Source organism: Acinetobacter sp. Tol 5 (assembly GCF_019702905.1).
Lineage (GTDB): Bacteria > Pseudomonadota > Gammaproteobacteria > Pseudomonadales > Moraxellaceae > Acinetobacter > Acinetobacter bereziniae.
The window spans coordinates 1,858,094-1,879,478 of record NZ_AP024708.1; the positions used below are offsets into that span (position 1 = coordinate 1,858,094).

19 protein-coding genes are annotated in these 21,385 nt (G+C 38.1%); 5 read left to right on the plus strand and 14 right to left on the minus strand.

The features are described from left to right. Window positions 1-30: 30 nt before the first annotated feature. Entirely contained in the window at window positions 31-996 is a 966-nt protein-coding gene (locus TOL5_RS08570) for a GlxA family transcriptional regulator (RefSeq protein ID WP_042089665.1), read from the minus strand. Between the two features lie 109 nt (window positions 997-1,105). Here TOL5_RS08570 and TOL5_RS08575 point away from each other — a divergent pair, with 109 nt between their 5' ends. Next, the gene (locus tag TOL5_RS08575) at window positions 1,106-1,744 is read left to right on the plus strand and encodes an HD domain-containing protein (protein WP_042089666.1); all 639 of its coding nucleotides are present in this window, start codon (window positions 1,106-1,108) and stop codon (window positions 1,742-1,744) included. A 227-nt stretch (window positions 1,745-1,971) separates the two neighbouring features. Here TOL5_RS08575 and cyoE read toward each other — a convergent pair whose 3' ends face one another. From cyoE to ppsA, 7 genes are all read right to left on the minus strand, one after another. Beyond that, window positions 1,972-2,850 (minus strand): heme o synthase, encoded by an 879-nt coding sequence (gene cyoE, locus TOL5_RS08580; RefSeq protein ID WP_042089667.1) that lies wholly within the window; start codon window positions 2,848-2,850, stop codon window positions 1,972-1,974. A gap of 6 nt (window positions 2,851-2,856) precedes the next feature. Then, window positions 2,857-3,183: a cytochrome o ubiquinol oxidase subunit IV gene (gene cyoD / locus TOL5_RS08585; protein ID WP_026040388.1), complete on the minus strand. Its 327-nt coding sequence runs from the start codon at window positions 3,181-3,183 to the stop codon at window positions 2,857-2,859. Next, window positions 3,180-3,800, minus strand: a complete 621-nt coding sequence (gene cyoC / locus TOL5_RS08590; protein WP_004824417.1) for a cytochrome o ubiquinol oxidase subunit III — start codon at window positions 3,798-3,800, stop codon at window positions 3,180-3,182. Before cyoC ends, cyoD begins: the two co-directional genes overlap by 4 nt. Window positions 3,801-3,804: 4 nt before the next feature. After that, window positions 3,805-5,796, minus strand: a complete 1,992-nt coding sequence (gene cyoB, locus TOL5_RS08595) for a cytochrome o ubiquinol oxidase subunit I (protein WP_004824415.1) — start codon at window positions 5,794-5,796, stop codon at window positions 3,805-3,807. A 3-nt stretch (window positions 5,797-5,799) separates the two neighbouring features. Further along, window positions 5,800-6,864: a ubiquinol oxidase subunit II gene (gene cyoA, locus TOL5_RS08600; RefSeq protein ID WP_004824413.1), complete on the minus strand. Its 1,065-nt coding sequence runs from the start codon at window positions 6,862-6,864 to the stop codon at window positions 5,800-5,802. Window positions 6,865-7,158: 294 nt separating this feature from the next. Next, on the minus strand, window positions 7,159-7,935 hold the full coding sequence (locus TOL5_RS08605) for an RDD family protein (protein WP_005032196.1): 777 nt from the start codon (window positions 7,933-7,935) through the stop codon (window positions 7,159-7,161). Between the two features lie 338 nt (window positions 7,936-8,273). Continuing rightward, window positions 8,274-10,652 carry a phosphoenolpyruvate synthase gene (gene ppsA, locus TOL5_RS08610; RefSeq protein WP_121775677.1) on the minus strand — a complete coding sequence of 793 codons (2,379 nt, stop codon included), beginning with the start codon at window positions 10,650-10,652 and terminating at the stop codon, window positions 8,274-8,276. A gap of 154 nt (window positions 10,653-10,806) precedes the next feature. Between ppsA and TOL5_RS08615 the strand changes: the two genes are divergently transcribed. Then, window positions 10,807-11,643, plus strand: coding sequence for a pyruvate, water dikinase regulatory protein (locus TOL5_RS08615; protein ID WP_004824407.1), 837 nt, complete (start codon window positions 10,807-10,809; stop codon window positions 11,641-11,643). 112 nt (window positions 11,644-11,755) lie between these two features. After that, a complete protein-coding gene (locus tag TOL5_RS08620) occupies window positions 11,756-12,508 on the plus strand; it encodes a hypothetical protein (RefSeq protein WP_121775678.1) in 753 nt (250 codons plus the stop codon). A gap of 43 nt (window positions 12,509-12,551) precedes the next feature. Here the strand turns inward: TOL5_RS08620 and TOL5_RS08625 are convergent, their stop codons facing one another. The 5 genes from TOL5_RS08625 to TOL5_RS08645 all read right to left on the minus strand — a co-directional run bounded on the left by TOL5_RS08625 (window position 12,552) and on the right by TOL5_RS08645 (window position 17,576). Next, window positions 12,552-13,112 (minus strand): flavoprotein, encoded by a 561-nt coding sequence (locus TOL5_RS08625; protein WP_121775679.1) that lies wholly within the window; start codon window positions 13,110-13,112, stop codon window positions 12,552-12,554. A gap of 977 nt (window positions 13,113-14,089) precedes the next feature. Beyond that, a complete protein-coding gene (yiaA, locus tag TOL5_RS08630; RefSeq protein ID WP_042089671.1) occupies window positions 14,090-14,569 on the minus strand; it encodes an inner membrane protein YiaA in 480 nt (159 codons plus the stop codon). A gap of 227 nt (window positions 14,570-14,796) precedes the next feature. Next, the gene (locus TOL5_RS08635) at window positions 14,797-15,810 is read right to left on the minus strand and encodes an LLM class flavin-dependent oxidoreductase (RefSeq protein WP_121775680.1); all 1,014 of its coding nucleotides are present in this window, start codon (window positions 15,808-15,810) and stop codon (window positions 14,797-14,799) included. A 176-nt stretch (window positions 15,811-15,986) separates the two neighbouring features. After that, window positions 15,987-16,538 carry a glycine zipper domain-containing protein gene (locus TOL5_RS08640; RefSeq protein WP_121775681.1) on the minus strand — a complete coding sequence of 184 codons (552 nt, stop codon included), beginning with the start codon at window positions 16,536-16,538 and terminating at the stop codon, window positions 15,987-15,989. 606 nt (window positions 16,539-17,144) lie between these two features. Continuing rightward, a complete protein-coding gene (locus TOL5_RS08645; RefSeq protein ID WP_004824395.1) occupies window positions 17,145-17,576 on the minus strand; it encodes a hypothetical protein in 432 nt (143 codons plus the stop codon). 391 nt (window positions 17,577-17,967) lie between these two features. Between TOL5_RS08645 and prfA the strand changes: the two genes are divergently transcribed. Together prfA and prmC are read left to right on the plus strand one after the other, a co-directional pair. Continuing rightward, window positions 17,968-19,056 carry a peptide chain release factor 1 gene (gene prfA, locus TOL5_RS08650; RefSeq protein WP_005032188.1) on the plus strand — a complete coding sequence of 363 codons (1,089 nt, stop codon included), beginning with the start codon at window positions 17,968-17,970 and terminating at the stop codon, window positions 19,054-19,056. Continuing rightward, window positions 19,056-19,874 carry a peptide chain release factor N(5)-glutamine methyltransferase gene (prmC, locus tag TOL5_RS08655; RefSeq protein ID WP_121775682.1) on the plus strand — a complete coding sequence of 273 codons (819 nt, stop codon included), beginning with the start codon at window positions 19,056-19,058 and terminating at the stop codon, window positions 19,872-19,874. Before prfA ends, prmC begins: the two co-directional genes overlap by 1 nt. A gap of 574 nt (window positions 19,875-20,448) precedes the next feature. On the opposite strand, the gene TOL5_RS08660 is transcribed toward prmC, so the two are convergent. Beyond that, window positions 20,449-21,360, minus strand: a complete 912-nt coding sequence (locus TOL5_RS08660) for a bestrophin family protein (protein ID WP_121775814.1) — start codon at window positions 21,358-21,360, stop codon at window positions 20,449-20,451. Between the last annotated feature and the right edge of the window lie 25 nt (window positions 21,361-21,385).

Consider the following 21,385-nt stretch of genomic DNA (forward strand, 5'->3'; position numbering starts at 1 on the left):
ATTTTTGAAGCTATAATTAAATCATTGTATTTATACTCGATATTGATAGAGTTTTTTATATTCAACAGGACTCATACCTAAATTTCTCATAAATAACTGCCTTAAAACCTGTTCATGATTCAAGCCACATTCCATTGCAACTTGTTTAACAGCCAACTGATTTTCTCTAAGAAGTTTTTTAGCATATTCGAGTCGGATGCCTTCTAGCCATTTTGCTGGAGAAAGTCCGAATTCTTTTGAAAAAATTCGTGACAGGTGACGTGTGGTAATGCCAAATTTGTCAGCTAAGATTTGCGCATTAATTTGCTGTTTGAGATTGGCTTTCACCCATATTTGTAAATCATTTAATACCGCTTTGCCATGATTGCTAAGTTCAATATCATCGCTAAACTGTTGTTGAGTACCTTTTCTTTTGAACAAGGTGACCAGATGCATTGCAGTTTTTCTGGCTATTTCAGCTCCAAGATCATGCTCTACAATCGTCAAAGCTAAATCCAATCCTGCGCTAACACCAGCTGAGGTAAATAAATTTCTATCTTGTATACAAAATGCCTGATTATTGATATTTAATTTGGGAAATTGAATTTTTAACTGTTCTATGAATGCCCAATGCGTTGTAACGTGTTTGCCATCTAACAAGCCAGTCTGTGCTAATAAAAAAATACCTGTGCAAATTGACCCGTAACGTTTTGAGCTTTGACATAATTTTGTTAATTGCTCAATCAAGCTTTTATTGACTCGAACACCTGCCATAAAAGGTGAACCTGCAATTAAAAAGGTATCGATAGCATCTAAATCACTATAGATACAATAATCTGGCAATAATTTAATGCCACAAGACGTCTTTAAGGGCTCAGCTGTGGCTGCAATTAAAATCGGCTTATATATTTCTTGACCAATCTGCCGATTCGCCTCTGAAAAAACATCTATTGGACCAGCAATATCGAGTAATTGCACTTGAGGTAATGCAAAGAGTGCAACGGTTTTAGCTGTCATCTCAGATCCATAATCTAATGAAAATGTCCTAATTTTACGCTTTTAATAAATTTAAGACATTGGTTTTTCCATCTATATTGAATATCAATATCTTCAAAGGAAAACTTCCATGGAAAGCTTGGATCATTTATATATACCAGATAGCAAAGTAGTACAGGATGTACAGCAACTCATACGTGATTGTGAATCAGAGTTGCTGTTCCACCACTCAAGCCGTGTATACCATTGGGGAGCTTTGGCTGCTCAACGTAAAAATATCAAAGTCGATCATGAGTTACTCTATATTGCTTGTATGTTTCATGATCTTGGGCTTACACAACAATATTGTAGTTGTGATCAGCGTTTTGAAGTGGATGGGGCAAATGCAGCAGCGGACTTTATGAAAAGTCGTAGCTTTTCTCAGCAAGAGATTGATAAAGTTTGGACAGCGATTGCATTGCATACAACACCTGGAATTCCTGAATTTATGGCAGCAGAAATTGCAATGGTCACCGCAGGCGTTGAAATGGATGTGTTGGGAATCAAGTTTGATCAATATAGTCAACAGGAACGTGATCAAGTCATCCAACTGCATCCTCGTGAAACAGGATTTAAAGAAAAAATCATTCAAGCATTTTACGAGGGTATAAAAAATAAACCTGAGAGCACTTTCGGTAATGTAAAAGCAGATGTTATTGCCGACAAGCAGCCAGAGTTCGATGCTATTAATTTTTGTTCAATCATCAGAAACTCTAAATGGTCATCTTAAATATATCTTATATGCTCACACCTTTTTTACTTTATCAAGGTGGGAGAAATGAACAAGACAGTATTTTTGGAAAATAATTGCTGTGTTAAAAGTTAAAATTTTGCTTGTGGCAAAGCTTTTTACAGCATCCATATTTTCAAGAACAAATGAGATTTGAATTATTTTCGAGAAAGCAACTATTGAGAATTAAAAGATCAAAAAAAAAGATAGAGTAAACTCTATCTTTTTTAAAACAGTGGCAAATGTGGTGCAGGGGAGACGTAACTAAAACTAAAGCTAAAACTGAGCGCTGTAATTAGAATTACTGAATACAAAAAATATTTTCTTGCCCAAACCTGATCATTCTCTGCTTTAAAGCCAACAATGGACAAATAGAGCCAATAGGCACACAAAGCATTAAAGGTAATTAAAAAGAAAATGTTGGTATAGCCAAAACAATATAACCCATTTAAAACTGCAGCAAAAAGTACAACATAAATTAAACTTTCAACTTTGGTTCGAAAAATCGAACGTGCTACAGGCAAAATAGGAATATCTGCATTTTTATAGTCATCGAAACGATAGATTGCAATTCCCCAAGAATGTGGCATTTGCCAAAGTGCATATGCTAAAAAAATCAGCAAAGCGGCAATATCAAATTCATTGGAAACAGCAGTATAACCAATCACAGGAGGGCTTGCGCCAGAAATACTTCCAATCAAAGTTTGATGAATGGTAGTACGTTTACTCCAAAGACTATAAAAAATCACATACACAACAAAGCCGAGTACAGCGAAGCCAAATGCGTAGGCGTTGACAAAAAACCACAACAAAGCAAAGCCAATTAAACCAAGCACAGCAGAAAATATTAAAGCGACTGTTGGACTGATGGTCTTTTTGACAAGCGCACGATTCATTGTGCGTTGCATTTTTTGGTCAATGTCTTGGTCAATGACGTTATTCACAACACAGCCAGAAGCAACAACAAGTGTTGTACCGATGAGTGTGATGAGAAGTAAAAGGAAATCTACTGAACCTTGAGCGGCTAAGAAAAAGCCGCCCAAAGTGGTAACGAAGTTACCAAAGAGAATTCCTGGTTTAGTCAGGAATAGATATTTTTTCAACATGACACCCTAGAGCATCATGTTTGAATGTAAGTAGTTCATGATCCATACAGAACCAATTAAGAGAACGGCAATCGTCAGAATCGTATAGATGAATGCAATGACGTTCCAGCGTTGTTCAGAAGATGAATTCATGTGCAAGAAGAAAATCAACTGTACAAGAACCTGAGCAACAGCAGTGATCGCAATCGTTGCAACAACAGCACCACCAGTCATGCCTTTCATCACCATCCCAAATGGGATGATGGTCAAAACGACAGAAAGGATGAAGCCGATAGAGTATTGTTTGATGTTTCCGTGCGACGCACCAGCAGCATTATGATCATGACTCATTATAAAGCTCCCAGTAAATAAACTACGCTGAATACACAGATCCAAACGATGTCAAGGAAGTGCCAGAACAAGCTTAGGCAAGCAAGACGACGCGTGTTTGGTAATGTCAAACCATATTTCTTGATTTGAACCATTAACACGATCATCCAGACTAAACCAGAAGTTACGTGGATACCATGCGTACCAACTAGAGTAAAGAACGCAGATAAAAACGCACTGTGGCTAGGACCATGACCCTCAAGAACTAAATGATGAAATTCATAAAGTTCCATGCCGATGAATGTTGCACCAAAGAGCCAAGTGATAATTAACCACATCAGCACTTGGTTGACATTTTTCTTGTATGAAGCAAGAACCGCGAAACCAAAAGTCACAGAAGAAATCAAGAGAGCGAAAGTTTCTACAAGTACGAAACCTAAAGACTCACCAAATAACTCTTTTGGACTTGGAGTACCAGGCGGAATATGACTGCTTAATACAGCGAACGCGATGAAGAGTGTACCGAATAAAATCAAGTCACTCATCAAGTATGTCCAGAAACCAAAGACTGTGATGTCAGTATCATCGTGATGATGATGCTCATCGTGTCCATGGTTGTCGTGATGAAGTACTTCAGCCATATCCTTAGTCCTTCTTCAAGTGTTTTTCAAGTAAAGCATAACGCTCATTTTCGATACGTTCTACTTCAGCAGCAGGTACATAGTAATCCACTTTCTTCGTGAATGAACTTACGATGAAGCTAATAACAGCACCAAGGAAAGTTACAACGACTAACCACCAGATATGCCAGATTAAAGCAAAGCCCATTGATGTAATGAACAACGCAATAACAAAGCCTGCAGCACGGTCGGTTGGCATATGAATATCTTCATATTTCTCAGGACGCGCATATGCAACACCATTCTCTTTGTCATTCCAGAAAGTATCAATACCATTGATTTTTGGAATTTCAGCAAAGTTATAGAACGGAGCAGGGGAAGAAGTAGACCATTCAAGTACACGACCATCCCATGGATCGCCAGTGTGGTCCATGTTGTCATGACGCTGTAAGAAACCTACGATCACTTGCATTAAGAAACAAGCAATACCGATAGCGACAAGTACAGCACCGAATAAAGCGATAGCTAGGTATGGATCCCATTCAGGGTTGTCATATGTATTCAGACGACGAGTCATACCCATGAAACCAAGGATATAAAGTGGCATGAATGCAAAATAGAAACCAAAGAACCAGAACCAGAAAGATGCTTTACCCCAAGTCTCATTTAACTTCCAACCAAACATTTTTGGCCAGTAGAAAGTGATACCTGCGAACATACCGAATACAACACCACCAATAATTACGTTATGGAAGTGAGCAATCAAGAATAATGAGTTGTGTACTAAGAAGTCAGCTGGTGGAACAGCCATTAATACACCAGTTAAACCACCGATACCGAAAGTCACAAGGAAACCAAGTGTCCAGTACATTGGTGATGTAAATGTAATACGACCCTTATACATGGTGAATAACCAAGAGAAGATTTTCACACCAGTAGGAATCGCAATAATCATGGTCATGATACCGAAGAACGCGTTAACGTTGGCACCAGCACCCATGGTAAAGAAGTGGTGTAACCATACGACAAATGCCAGTACAGTAATTGCAATTGTTGCATACACCATAGATTTGTAACCGAATAACGTTTTACGAGAGAACGTTGAAACGATTTCTGAGTAAAGACCAAAAGCAGGCAATACCAAGATATAAACTTCTGGGTGACCCCAAGTCCAAATCAAGTTCACGTAAAGCATTGGGCTACCGCCAAGCTCGTTGGTGAAGAAGTGGAAATCGAAGTAACGGTCAAGTGTTAACATTGCAATAGTTGCTGTTAATACTGGGAACGATGCGATGATCAAAACGGCTGTACAAAGTGCAGTCCAAGTAAAGATCGGCATATCCATAAGTTTCATACCAGGCGCACGCATTTTAATGATGGTAACAAAGAAGTTAACACCTGTCAGAAGCGTACCTAGACCCGAAACCTGGAGTGCCCAGATATAGTAGTCAACACCAACACCAGGAGAATATTGAATGCCTGAAAGTGGAGGGTAAGCCATCCAACCAGTCGCAGCAAATTCACCTAATACAAGTGAAACCATCATCAAACCAGCAGCACCAGCAAATAACCAGAAACTTACAGAGTTCAATAATGGGAATGCAACGTCACGTGCACCAATTTGAAGTGGTACAGTAATGTTCATCATACCTACAACAAGACCCATGGCTACGAAGAAGATCATAATTACACCGTGTGCGGTGAAGATCTGATCGTAGTGGTCTGGATGTAAATAACCTTCACCGCCACCTTTTGCAAGGAACAGTTGAAGACGCATCATGATTGCATCAGCGAAGCCACGAAGTAGCATCACTACAGATACAAGGATATACATGATACCGATTTTTTTATGGTCTACTGATTTAAACCATACATTCCAGAGATATCCCCATTTTTTGAAATAGGTGATACCGCCTAAAACTGCAATTGCGCCAAGGGCCATAACGACCATTGTCACAAGTACAATAGGCTCTTTAGGGATCGCGTCCCAATTGAGTTTACCTAATAACAAAGACATGTCTTATTCCCCTACAGAAGCAGTTGCATGTTCAGCACCTGCATGTTCAGCACCTGCATGGTCTGCACCATGATAGTTGCTCATGTAAGTGTTGATAATGCTCTTGAACAAGTCAGGCGTAACTGAAGAATAATAAGTCACAGGATGAGGCTTAGTAGGGAATGGACCTTTACGTTCAGCTTCGTGTGCAGCTTTAATTTCTTCTGGCGTATGCGCATTGTTCAGCATTGCTTCAATTTGGTGTTTAGAACGGTCACCATCTTTGAGCGTAGCAAATTCAGTCGCATCAAGCGTGGTTTTTTGGATTGCTTCAGGATTAATTGAAGTTCCTTTACCTGCTTTGATTGCGTCTACCCATGCGTTGAAATCAGCATCAGAAACAGCGTGCGCACGGAAACGCATTTGCGTAAAGCCATAGCCGCTATAGTTCGCTGAGAATCCACGGTAGCCTTCTGCTGGACTTGGATGTTCTGCAAGCATATGTAACTTAGTTTGCATACCTGCCATTGCATAAACCTGACCTGCTAACTTAGGAATGAAGAAAGAGTTCATTGTAAAGTTAGAAGTGATTTGAAATTCAATTGGTTTATTGACTGGGAAACGAACTTCGTTAATTGTAGCTATCTGTTGTTCAGGATAGATAAATACCCATTTAAATTGTTCAGCGACAGCTTGAATTTTTAAATGTTCTTCCATCTGACCTTGAGTATTTGTTAATGGTCTGTAAGGATCATACTTATGTGAACCCCACCATGTTAAATACGCAAGAATAGCAATAATAATACACGGGATACCCCATACTACAATTTCAATTGCAGTTGAGTGTGCCCATGTAGGTTTATAGTCTGCATCTTTATTCGACGCGCGATATTTCCAACCAAACCACAATGCCATTAAGATCGAAGGAATTACGACCAAAAGCATTAAATAGATCGCAGTCATCATCAGGCTACTTTGACCTTCAGCAACTGGACCTTTCGAGTTTAGAAGTACTAAATCACCACCACACCCAGTTAAGAGTGCAGCCATCGCAGATAAAGACAATACAGCTAAAGTCGTTTGTCTCATTTTACAACCTCGGTGAAGAGTCCCATTCCCTATATAAATATGGGATAGCGATTAAAGTGTCGCATGATTGAAAATGACTATTGTTTACAAATAGAAAACATTCTCAATGATCTGACACCGCTACGTTGTAGGGCATTATGCCTCATATCGGCAAACTTAGCTATAGATAGGGCATGAATATATTAATGTAAAAATACCTGATATTTTTAGTCGGAATTATAAAAAAAACAAAAACATAAATTATTATTTTTTCGTGATTTAGTATCAAAAATGGCGGGGTCACCGCCATTTCATTTATTCTGCAAGATCAATCACTTTGGTTTTTGCCAGGCGATCATGGAGTGCATAGTTGTTTTTTGAAAAAAACATAAATAAATCAACAATAAATACAATTGCAATAAGCGGAACAATGCTCATCAACTGAGAGAGAATCAGAAATAAAAACGAACGTACAAAAAAGCCTCTGAATGACCCCGGTAGTTGATTGGTATTCACATCAACGATTTGAAGTTTGAATATTTTTTTACCAATCGACTGCCCCGACTTGGTAATCATAAAACATTGAATAATCAAGATTGCCAATACGAATACCATTAAACCAATATTGACATAGTTTGGTATGCTTTTACTGATTATTTCAGCGATCTGCATTTGGCTTTCTCTAGAAAATCCACCTTCAGCAATGTTGACTGCACTTTCAGGCATAAAATAAGCAATAGCAAGAATTTGCGGTAAAAACAATACTGCAAAATCGACGAGTTTTGCTGAAATACGTTTACCTACAGGTGCAGCTTTAATTGCTTTTTTAGTGGATCTTTCAACTTTTATGTTGGTAATTGCTTGGTTTTGTTGAGTGGGATGTTCAGGGGTAAAAGTAGTCGGTGTAATATAACCAACAGGTTCATAGACAAGTTTACCTTGTGTAAGTTCACCAAGTGCTTTCCATTCAGTCATTCCTTGATGCCAAGCTAAATCAGTTAATAAGACTTGCTGACTCGCAAGCATTTGATTCAGTTGTTCTATGGAATAGGGTCCAGCTTGTTGGTTATTTCTCGCCAAGTAAATTTGCATAAAACTCAATTCTCAAAATAAATCTAAAATACAAAAAGCGTAGATGATCAACGATAGCGTTATCATCAATATTCATCTACATTGTAATCCACTATGTATACTCGATTTTTGCACATATTAATATTAAATTTACACGAAATCTTAAAATATGAAGCAATATCATGTTGCTTTTATAAGGAATTAATATCGTGAAAATGTGTTTAACTTTAAAACTTAGCGATGGAAATTTTAATACATAACTGCGTATTCAGCAGTTGAATTCAAATGAATTGAAGTTATAAATATTATTTCAAAAATAAAAAAGACCCTACATGAGGGTCTTTTTTAGAGCATACAAATTAAGCTTGTTTGGTTTTTTCTTCTGCAAGGAAGAACCAAGTATCTAACACTGAGTCAGGATTTAAAGACACAGACTCAATACCTTGTTCCATTAACCATTTTGCAAGATCTGGATGGTCAGAAGGACCTTGACCACAAATACCGACATATTTCCCAGCTTTACGGCATGCATGAATCGCCATAGAGAGGAGGGCTTTAACCGCAGCATCACGCTCATCAAATAGGTGAGAGACAATACCAGAGTCACGGTCTAAACCAAGAGTTAATTGTGTTAAGTCATTTGAACCGATTGAGAAACCGTCGAAATGTTCAAGGAATTGTTCAGCCAATAATGCATTGGTTGGCAATTCGCACATCATGATGACTTTAAGACCATTTTCGCCACGTTTCAGACCGTTTTGAGCCAATAACTCAATAACACGCTTCGCTTCAGATACAGTACGTACGAAAGGAATCATGATTTGAATGTTGGTTAAGCCCATTTCATCACGTGCTTTTTTCAATGCGCGGCATTCAAGTTCAAAACAGTCACGGAAGTTGTCAGAGACATAACGGCTTGCACCACGGAAACCAAGCATTGGGTTTTCTTCTTCAGGCTCATATAGCTTACCACCGATTAAGTTCGCATATTCGTTTGACTTAAAGTCAGACATACGAACAATCACTGGTTTATCTGCAAATGCAGCTGCAAGCGTAGAAATACCTTCAACCAATTTTTCAACATAGAATTCGATTGGAGATGCATAACCTGCAGTACGTGCCATAACAGCAGCACGAGTTTCGCGTGGCAGGCTGTCAATGTTGAGTAATGCTTTAGGGTGTACACCGATCATACGGTTGATAATGAACTCTAAACGTGCAAGACCAATACCTTCGTTTGGAATTTGAGCGAAGTCAAATGCGCGGTCAGGGTTACCAACGTTCATCATGATTTTGAACGGAAGTTTAGGCATAGATTCAATAGAATTACGTTGGATTTCAAAATCTAACGAACCTTCATAAATAAAGCCAGTATCACCCTCAGCACAAGAGACAGTCACGTCCTGTCCATCGACAAGCACTTCTGTGGCATTACCACAACCTACGATGGCAGGAACACCTAATTCACGAGCAATAATGGCTGCATGACAAGTACGACCACCACGGTTAGTCACGATTGCTGCTGCACGTTTCATTACTGGTTCCCAGTCTGGGTCAGTCATGTCTGAAACGAGTACATCACCTTCTTGTACTTTGTCCATTTCTTTAATCGACGTCACGATACGGACTTTACCAGAACCGATACGTTGACCGATTGAACGTCCTTCACAAAGAACCGTACCTTTTTGTTTAAGAAGGTAACGTTCCATTGTGCCAACATTTTCACGGCTTTTTACTGTTTCAGGACGTGCTTGAACGATATAGATTTGACCATCATCACCATCTTTTGCCCATTCAATGTCCATAGGCGCTTGATAATGTTCTTCAATAATCAATGCTTGTTTAGCAAGCTCTTGAAGCTCTAAATCATTAAGAGCAAATTGTTGGCGATCTGCTTTTTCAACATCAACCACAACGACAGATTTACCTGCAGCACCTTCTTCGCCATAAATCATTTTTTGGTGTTTAGAGCCAAGGTTACGACGGATAACAGCATGTTTGCCATTTTTGAGAAGTGGCTTTGAAATATAGAATTCGTCAGGATTGACTGCACCTTGAACAACCATTTCACCTAAACCATAAGAAGCAGTAATGAAAACTGCTTCACGGAAACCAGATTCTGTATCGAGTGTAAACATTACACCCGCAGCACCAGTTTCAGAGCGAACCATACGTTGAACGCCAGCAGAAAGGGCAACGATGTCGTGTGCAAAGTTTTGGTGTACACGGTAAGCAATCGCACGGTCATTATAAAGAGAAGCAAAAACTTCTTTAATTGCGATCAAAACGTTATCGATACCACGAATGTTCAAGAAAGTTTCTTGTTGACCAGCAAATGAAGCATCAGGTAAATCTTCAGCAGTCGCAGAAGAACGAACAGCAACTGCAATGTCAGGATTGCCATTAGAAAGTGCAGCAAATGCTTCGCGAACTTCAGCCTCTAGACCTGTAGTAAGTGGAGTTTCTACAATCCATTGGCGGATTTTTGCGCCAGTTTCAGCAAGTGCAATTACATCATCAACATTTAATGTTGCAAGTTCTGCATTGATTTTAGCATTTAAGCCACTTTGCTCTAGGAATTCGCGATATGCATCAGCAGTCGTTGCAAATCCACCTGGTACAGATACGCCAGCATTTGCTAAATGACTGATCATTTCCCCAAGTGAAGAGTTTTTACCACCCACGATCTCAACGTCGTGTTTACCTAATTTTTCCAGACCGATTACGCGTGCTTCCAAAGTTGTTACTCCACTTATGCAGTATTAATCACTATCTTGGCATGAAATTATAACAAAAAACTTAGCATTTTGATTCAACTAAGTGATAGTCATGTAAGATGGGCTTACTATAAAGATTATACATCGCTAAGACAAATGTTTGAGGAGATTTTTAATGTCAGAAAGTAACCAAATAAAGCGGAGCGTATTTTTTATTTCTGATGGTACGGCGATCACAGCTGAAACCCTTGGGCATTCATTATTAGCGCAATTTCCCCATGTAAAGTTTGATATTCATATCATTCCCTACATTACATCTGAAGAAGCGGCGATGAATGTGGTCGAAGAAATCAATCGAAGAGCTGATAAAGATGGTCAGCAACCATTGGTATTCGATACTTTGGTTGACCCTTATGTGCGTGACATTATTAATACTGCAAATGCAGTGAATCTTGATGTTTTTGAAGGGCTTATTAGTAAGTTGTCTGATGTTTTAGGAACTCAGCCTACAACTTTAGTCGGACAAACCCATGCTGTAACCGATTCTGAGTCTTATAAAGCACGTATTGATGCTGTACATTTTGCTTTAGACAATGACGATGGTGCGCGTACGCGACATTATGATAAAGCGGATTTGATTTTGATTGGGGTTTCTCGTTCAGGTAAAACACCGACGTCTATTTATTTGTCATTACAATTTGGAATTCGTGTTGCTAACTATCCGCTCACTGAAGAAGACTTGGACGATAATCGTTTACCTGCTGTACTCAAAGAACATAAACATAAACTATTTGGTTTAATGATTGATGCTGAGCGTTTGGTTGCAATTCGCTCAGAACGAAAAGCCAATAGTCGCTATGCAAGTTTTTCACAATGCCAGATGGAACTTCGCGCTGTAGAGGGTATTTATATTTCTGAAGGAATCAAATATCTCAATGTTTCTGAAATGTCGATTGAGGAAATTTCAACACGCGTCCTACAAATGACAGGCTTAAAACGCAGAATTGGATAAATTGTCCTTAGCTTTGATCTTGCGAATATGATGGAATGGCTGCTAAGAGCAGAATGCGCATTTTGCTCTTATAAAATATGTATGGATGATCATGATAATGTTGAGTTGTTATATGAAAAAGATATTAAAAATAAGTTCATTTTCGATGTTTTTTTGTGCGCAGGGCATGATACTAACGCAGTTGCATGCCGAATCCTTAAAGGATTTCGAAACAACATTGATTCAGAAATATTATCAAGATAGTTGTACGTCGCGAAATGAATGTGATCAATACAATGAAAATATTTCTAACGCGATAGAAACAAAAATAAAAAAGGACCCTGCAAGTTTCACTTATTCTTTTCCTAAACTAACCGAAAAGAATATGTTGAAAATTCATTACAGCCCAGATCACAAAATTAAATCTTATACAATGGATATTTCTGCTGGCGGTACGATGCGAGACTCCACGAATTTGATTCAATTAAAAGGCAAAAAAGGTCCAATCACTCAAGATTTAACGACAGTTGGATTTATCGATAAAATTGAGCAAGTTAAAATAAAAAATCGAGATGTATATTTAATCACCAGTGTTTTTATTGGTAGTACGTGTTCAAGAAGCTATCGTATAAATTCTTTTGTCGTAAATAGTGATAAGTTCTCTCCAGAATCGATTTTTGAAACGAAAACAAAAAATTTGGACTCAATAGACGTTGCAAACGATTGTCAGGACTGGGAACGTCCATTGGAAGATTTTATCCGTATTTCTAAAGATTTAAAGAATATCGATATTATGCTGATCAATAACGCTGGAAAACTGACGAACAACTACTTGCGCTATCAAAAGACTGCCAATAGTTATCGCTATATCGGACAGACAAAATAAAAGGAGGCAATACATGCCTCCTTCAATTAAATTTTATTCAAATCTATGATGTATAGGTAGTAATAACAACATCAACGACATACTCTGTTCCATCCATACCGTGTATTGAATTGGATGTAATTTTAACAATTGGCCAAGCAATGTGCTTGCACCGAGGATGTTGCAAGGCTGAATAATAATTATCGGATTTCAAAAAGACTTTATTTTTCATTGCCAGATTAGGCGTAAGCTGGCGTTTTAACCACTGGTCTTGGACTTGAGCATCTAAATATCGAATCGCCAACATTGCTTTAATTCGATGATTAAACAAACGACGATTTTTAATAATTAATGGATGCGAAATGAGTTTGTGTATGCCACGTTCTGTTTGTGGTAATACAAAAACAGGCGAAATCTGAAAAACTTTGACCAGTTCGGCTTGCTTTAATAACTGATCAAGTTGCATTACAGTAAATTGATCAACCCCAATAATTGCAACTTTTAAACCAGAAAAGTCATGCAGTTTCATGTCTGTGGACGCAATGATTTTACCTGTATATGGCTTAAAAAACTCGGATTGGTTTTGAAAAAAACCTTCGTTTTGGCTCTTGTTCCTGGTGAGCATATTTATTCCTTTTTTTATTTATAGGTCGCTGAGAATCGCGACATTTATTGATATAACCAACTTAATCACAGAGGTAAAGTCTTTTCAAAATCTCACCAGTCATATTTTATAGATGTAACGCTGTAATGAAAAAACACACAAACTATATCGAAAATATGATTTTGCAATTTTGAGGTTTAAAAAAAACTATTTCTGATGTACTTGAATATCCATATTCGTCAAGATTTTAGTCAATAACACCAGAGTTGAATTCAATTCTTCTGCGTGATGAATGGTCAATATTGTTATTTATTCTATTTCATCTCATTTTGAAAAGATTGGCGAAATTATTCATTATCAAGAGATGAAAATATCAACTCGATAACAACTCAGTGAATTATTTGTCATATGAAAAGATTGTTGAGACATATAGTCATCCTGATGAAAAAACCATGTAGTGAAATATCATTTTTCTTAATCAATAAAATCAATAGATTGTTTGATGATCTAAAGTTTGTACTGCCACGTTTTAGCTCTAAAGTTTAAACCGTTTTGCGTACGCGATGTTTTACTTTGTCCAGCCCATTTTTATCCAATAGCATTATTTGCGCTGCAAACAAGCAGTGCTTTGTTTTTGCTCATATACACCCGTTCAACATAGCGACCTCTATGTCGCTTTACAATAGCAAGACCATCTATGATTCAAAAGGGCAAAATATATGAATGATCAAAATCTTCTAAGGAATATACAGTTTATTGAATATCAATGATTAATAACAAAGTACTTGTATGAATCATTAGATGGTTTGATCATAGGGCTAGACGAGGTACTTTTTTGGAGGCACATTTCGATAATTTCTTCTGTATTTTCATGCATTAAAAAAGCCCAACAAAAGTTAGGCTAAGCGTTTTCCATGATTTTATCTGTTGAAATTGAATCGCGTGTCTCTCAATCTGATTAATTTATCAATACCTAAATTATCAGTGCCTTGAACAAATTATAATTTATCATCCTGTGTTTCGATCTCTTTTATTTCCACTTGGGATGGAAGAGAATGAGTTAATTCAGGTTGTGTATGTGTTCTCAAATACTCTAAATCACGAATGTTTTTCTGTACTGCAACAGCTCCGAATAGGCTGAGTAAAAATGCCATAATATAAAAGCCTTTTTCGCTCAAAGTCATGTTGGCATTCCATAAACCTAGTGCTAAAAGTACAACACAAATCACCACTGAGACCCAACATAAGCCATAGTAAATAGCGGTAACTTGTTGTCCTTCTAACTTATCTCGAACAATTTTTTGCAATGAAACAGCAGAAAATAATCCATAAAGAATCAAGATGAGGTAATAGCCTTTTTCGTTTAAGAGAATTTGTGCATTAAACAGACCCACACAGTAGGCGGCAGCGCCAGCAAGTAGTGCCACCCAGCTCACTGCAACAAAAGCAGGTGTTGGCTTATTGATATATTGATTCATTGTTGTTCCTAGTTGATATTCTACTGATTTTTATATGTTCTATTATGCTGATTTGAAAAGAGATGGCAAATCTTTTCATTTTTTCTGTTGTATTAATCTATGTTTTAAAGCATAAATCACTGTAAATCTATATTTAAATTAAAGACTTAGTAATATTTAAATCAAAAAAAACCAAAATGAAAATTCATATTTCATTTTGGTAAAGAGGAAAAGATAATGGGTTTGTATTATTTTTTTAAATCCATTAATAAACTAAAGTTATCTAAACGTTTTGATGTGTCATAGATGTCACAAGTGAAAATAAATTCATCCACTTGATATTGTTCAAGCAGTCGATTCAAACCTTTTTTCACTGTTTCTGGTGAGCCAATTTGCGCCATTGCGAGGAAATTTTGCACAGCCATTTTTTCTGAAACAGACCAGCGACCTTCCATACTTTCAACCGGTGGTTTGAGTTTTAAACTTTGCCCTGTCAGCAAAGCTTGAATTCGCAAATAGACACTGGTTGCAAGATATTCAGCTTCTTCATCTGTTTGAGCGACGACAGTAGGTACACCCATAGAGACAAAAGGTTGATCCAAATATTCAGAAGGTTGAAAGTTTTCACGATAAAGCTGGATGGCTTGTCCCAACATTCTCGGTGCAAAATGTGAGGCAAATGAATAGGGAAGCCCTAATTTTGCTGCAAGCTGAGCGCTGAATAAACTTGAACCTAAAAGCCAAACTGGAACATGCGTGCCTTGTCCAGGTGTTGCCTTAATTCTTTGGTTTGAATGAGCATCTGCAAAATAACTCAATATCTCTAAGACATCTTGTGGAAATTGATCTTCAGTTTCTTGGCGACCACGTCTTAATGCACGCATAGTCAGAGGATCTGTACCGGGTGCACGTCCTAAACCTAATTCAACGCGATTCGGATAAAGTGTTGCCAAAGTACCAAATTGTTCAGCAACCACCAGTGGTGCATGATTAGGTAGCATGATCCCACCTGAACCAACTTTGATGCGATGTGTATTTGCCAAGATATAACCCAAGAGCACAGCTGTTGCGGAACTGGCAATGCCATCCATATTATGATGTTCAGCTAACCAAAGACGATCGAATCCTAACGTTTCAGCATGTTGAGCAAGTTCTAAGCTATGTTTAAGAGAAAACTCAACCGTTTGATCTTCACGTACAGGCGCAAGCTCTAAAATAGAAAACTTGGTATTTTTTAATGCTGAATCTGCTAAAGATGTCATTTTTTAACTCAATATAACCATATATCGAAATACTACGATATATGTTGAGTAATGTATATCGAAAATTGTCGATATTTGTGTTTAAAGCTGAGAAAATACGACGGATAAAAAAAATCAAGCATCGGTAAATGCTTGATTGAATATATTGTTATATCAGTAGAAGCGGGAAATTAATTCTACCAACGGTTTTTATATTGACCATAGTGATGCCCGTTGTCATGGCGATAATTACGATTATTATAACGATAGTCTACATTGCGGTATCCGTTACGATCATAACGGTCATTATAGCGTCCATAGCGGTTGTCATAACGGTCATTATAGCGTCCATAGCGGTTGTCATAACGGTCATCATAACGACGATCTTCACTGACTTTTTTACCTAAAGCTGAACCACCAGCAGCACCAAGACCTGCACCGATATATCCACCTGTGGATGTACCTGTCACATTACGACCAACAGTATAACCACCTGCGCTACCTAAAGCGCCACCAATGATTGCACCATTTCTATCGCGTTTATTCGATGCCGCACCAGCGCCAACACCACCACCGATCGCTGAACCAATCATTGCTCCAGTGGAGCCACCCATTTGTTGACCAATTGCTGCACCTACAACACCACCAAGTGCAGATGTTAAGGCTGTATTGGTTGAATTACCTGCATGTGCAGTTGTGACTAGAGTTGCTGCAAGAACAGTTGCACCAAGTATTGCTTGTAGTTTCATTTCAAACTCCTTGTCGAAGCTTCTTCAAATTATTTAACTTGAGCTTAGAATAACGAAACAATTAGCAATAATTATGGATGTGGATGTAAGCAATTTCTGTGTTTTGTTTCTAGATTGTATTTCTTGCTCTTTAATTGGTTCATATTATGTGAATGTTAAACTTTATTCTCAGCGCGATTGATCAGAGAGCATTCATATTAAAATTATGCAACAAGCGAGACAAAATAGAAGATTGAACTCTAAATGCGACTATCACAGCCTAGCACCGCATAGCAAAAATAAGTCGGGTGAGCCGTCAGTTAGATTTAAAATTAGATGAAAATTTAACATGAGTTCGTGAAGATTATTGTTATCTCAATCCGCTAAATAACTTGTTAAATTAATCATATAGGGCTTAGGTAGCGACAATATTATTGACTTAATATAGATGAAATGTTCTTTGCTTTTTCCATCAGCCAATTCTAGCTGATGCCATTATCATGTTGGGTGGCATGGATACAGTCGACCATTAAAGGCGAGTTGTAATCATTTTTAAATATTGAGTGTAAAAGGCTGATATAACAAATAAAAAGCACCCGAAGGTGCTTGATGTCATTCACGGATCAATTAGTGATGACGACGATGTTTTTTGTAGTACTTTTTATTGTACTTGCGTTGATCTGCATGACGGTCTTGAGATACTTTTTTACCTAAAACGGAACCACCCGCTGCACCTGCTGCTGCACCAATATAGCCGCCAGTAGTGCCACCCATATTTTTACCAACAGTATAACCACCCACGCCACCTAAACCGCCACCGATTGCAGCAGCAGTACGATCTCTTCTATTGGTTGAAGCTGCTGCACCACCAGCACCACCCACGGCTGAACCAATCATTGCACCAGTGTTACCGCCAATTTGTTTACCTACGGCTGTACCAACAACACTTCCTAAAGCCGAAGTTGCTGCAATACGTGTTGAGTTGTCAGCATGGGCACTTACTGTAAACATTGAAGTTACTGCTAAAGCAGTACTAAATAAGATTGTATTAAATTTCATCTGTTGCTCCATGTCCTTAGATGGACAGCTCTATCTGTATTCGATGAAGCAAATGTAACAAAAGTTTTTCCAAAAAATGTGGAGATGAACCCGAAAATTGATAACGTTTGGTATCTGAATGTATGTTTTCTATTAAAAGTGATTTTAAAACATGCAAACGCTGGGACAAAAAGGAGAAATGATGAAGATAATACGGTTATGAATAAGCATAAAGCTCGTAAATTGGCAGATAAATTCGTTAAGTTCACGGCAGAGCGCCTATATAAATGTGTCATTTAAATGGCAGAATCGGTAAACTATGCACAATTTTAGAATTTTCTTAGCCATGTGATTGAGGTTGTATTTTAAATCTTAAAATGTGGTTAAGGCTTAGCTTGAGAATGTATTTAAAATGAAAGAATCGTTACGTTTACGATTAGATCAACTTTGTGATCGGCATGAGGAATTAGAGGCATTATTGGCAGACGTTGAAGTCATCTCTGACAATAAGCGCTTTCGTAATTTATCACGTGAGCATAATGATTTATCAGAAATTACTGAAGTTTGGAAAAAATATAAGCAAGCTGAAGAAGATATTGAAACAGCTGAAGTGATGTTAACCGATCCAGATTTTAAGGATATGGCTGTTGAGGAAATCAAAGAGAATAAAGCTTTAATTGAGCAACTCGAATCTGAGTTGAATATTCTCATGATTCCAAAAGACCCGAACGATGCGAACTCGGCATATTTGGAGATTCGCGCCGGCACAGGTGGTGATGAAGCGGCGATCTTTTCAGGTGATTTATTCCGTATGTATAGCAAATATGCTGAGTCACAAAATTGGCGTATTGAAATCTTATCTGAAAACGAGGGTGAGCATGGTGGCTATAAAGAAATCATTTGCCTCGTCAATGGTGAGGGCGTTTATGGGCGCTTAAAGTTTGAAAGTGGTGCGCATCGTGTACAACGTGTACCTGCCACAGAGTCGCAAGGGCGAGTACATACTTCTGCATGTACAGTTGCAATTCTTCCAGAAGTTGATGTAGATACAACGGTTGATATTAATCCTGCTGATCTGCGTATCGATACATACCGCGCATCTGGTGCAGGTGGTCAGCACATTAACAAAACTGATTCAGCAGTCCGTATTACTCATATTCCAACGGGAACAGTTGTTGAATGTCAGGATGAGCGTTCACAGCATAAAAACAAAGCCAAAGCGATGGCGTTATTGGCATCACGTTTAGAAAATGCAAAACGTGCTGCGGCAGATGCTGCAACTTCTGAAATGCGCCGTGACTTGGTCGGTTCTGGTGACCGTTCAGAACGAATCCGTACATATAACTATCCGCAAGGTCGTATGACAGATCACCGTATCAATTTAACCTTATATAAGTTGGATGCTGTTATGGAAGGTGATTTGACTGAACTTTTAGATAGCTTGCATCGTGAATATCAAGCTGATCAGCTGGCAATGCTTGCTCAACAAAACGGTGGATAATGAATATTGCACAGGCATTAGCCTTACGTGGAGAGCCAGAAAGTTATGAGCGTCAAGAGAATGCTTGGTTACTTGAGCATATTCTAAAAATTGATGCTTTTGATTTGTCACTTAAATCAGCCCAGGAATTAACCACTGAACAAGAACAGCAATATACGGATGGTTTAGCACGTATTCAAGCTGGTGAACCTTTGGCTTATGTGACGGGTTCACAGCCGTTCTGGACATTGGATTTAACAGTGAGCAAAGATACTTTAGTTCCTCGTCCTGATACCGAAGTTTTGGTGGAAACTGTACTGCATTTAGATTTACCAGAAGATTGTCGTATTGTAGATATGGGGACAGGGACTGGAGCGATTGCTTTATCATTGGCAAGTGAACGTCCGAATTGGTCTGTAACAGCGACAGATGTTTATGAGCCAACTTTAGAAGTTGCACTACACAATGCTGAAAAACATGATTTACCACAGGTGAAGTTTTATTTGGGCAGTTGGTTCAATGCCTTAAATCGGCAATATTTTGATGTGATTGTTTCCAATCCTCCTTATATTGATGCTGAGGATGAGCATATGCCACAGCTTGCTTCTGAACCTGAACGTGCTTTAGTTGCCGATAAACATGGTTTAGCAGACATTGAACATATTGTTCAGCAGGGTAAAAAGTGGCTTGCAACACAAGGTTGGATCGTGCTTGAACATGGTTATGATCAAGCTGAGGCGGTACAACAGATATTTAAAGGTGCAGGTTTTAAACAGGTTCGAACTGTAAAAGATTATGGCGGTAATGATCGTGTGACTTTAGGTCAGTGGCCCAATTAATTTCTTTCTGTATCAAGAAGGCTTTACTAGGTGTTTGGGTAGACAGATGGTAAAGCCTTTTTTATTTATTCTTGTTTTTTATTCTATAGTCAATCTGTTGAAAAATTCATACAGTAGAATATCATTTCTGTTGATCAATAAAATTAAAGCGATCAATATATTGTTTGATGATATAAAGCTTGCACTGCCACGCTTTAGCTCTAGAGTTTAAATTGTTTTACGTAGGCGATACTTTACTTTTCAGAGATGAAAAGTAACAAAAATCTTCCGTTGAGCGAGGGGTACATCCTAATACCCCCGCTCAACATGGCGACATCCATGTCGCCTCGAGATAGCAATACTGTTTATGATTCAAAAGTACAAAATAAATGAATCAGTCAAATCACTTATGTGAATAATCAGGCGATTTGACTATAAATATTAAAGTGAGTGCCAAAAGCAGTTTTATTTTTCTTAAAAAGTTTTGCACACTCATTTTCATAAGTTCAAGCCAATTATATTACTGATGATCTGCATGACGTGCATATATTAAACTGCTATGAAGTTAAAAATCCGATCAATTAAAAAATCCATATTAAGTCAAATTACTTTTAACCAATTGAATCGGTTCGAGCAATTCCTCGCCCAGAGAACTCAGCATTTCTCTTTCGATTAAACGGGTAATTGCATCTAATGGCAAATCATTTTCTTGTAAGCCAAAAGGTTCTTCGAGTTGCGCACTCAATGCATCCAAGCCTAAAAATAAATACGCAATTAAGCTAACAATCACAGGTGTCCAGATACCCAGACTGGCTTCTAAACTAAAAGGTAGAATTAAGCAGAAGCAATACACGGTACGATGTAGTAATACTGAGTAAGAATAAGGTAGTGGCGTACTCAAAATACGATCGCAACCAGCCTGAATATTTCCCAAAGCAACAATATGTTGATTTAAACCTTGGTAAATAATATCTGAAATTTCACTTTGGTGAAGAGATGATACCATTGTTTTTTGAATCTGCTCTAAAACATATTGTGAGGCATTGATGTGATGAGGCAGTTGATCGAATATAGAGTCATCTAAGGCAACTTTGTTTTTATAGAACTCAATGGCTTGATTCTGATTGCGTAGGCGATTTCTGAGCAAGCAAGTAAAAAGCATGACACGATACATGAGGACTTGACGTTGCTGTTCAGGTAAAACATGACCGTCTCGTGAAATATGGCGAGATGTGGCGATCAATGCACCCCACAATTTGCGACCTTCCCACCAGCGGTCATAACAAGCAGTATTTCTAAAGCTTAAGAAAATTGAAAGAATAATACCAAATACAGTAAATCCAATTGCGGGTACGGCAGGAAAGGTAAAATAATGATGGGAAGATAAATAGACTAAAATTGTGGAGATCAGCACAACGAATGCCAATGCAGGCAAGACTTTGGGAAGAATGGTGCCATGCCAAGCAAAAAGTAGGGCAAAGCTATTACTTTTATCGCGAATGATCATACTGTCTACCTAAATGTAACGGCAA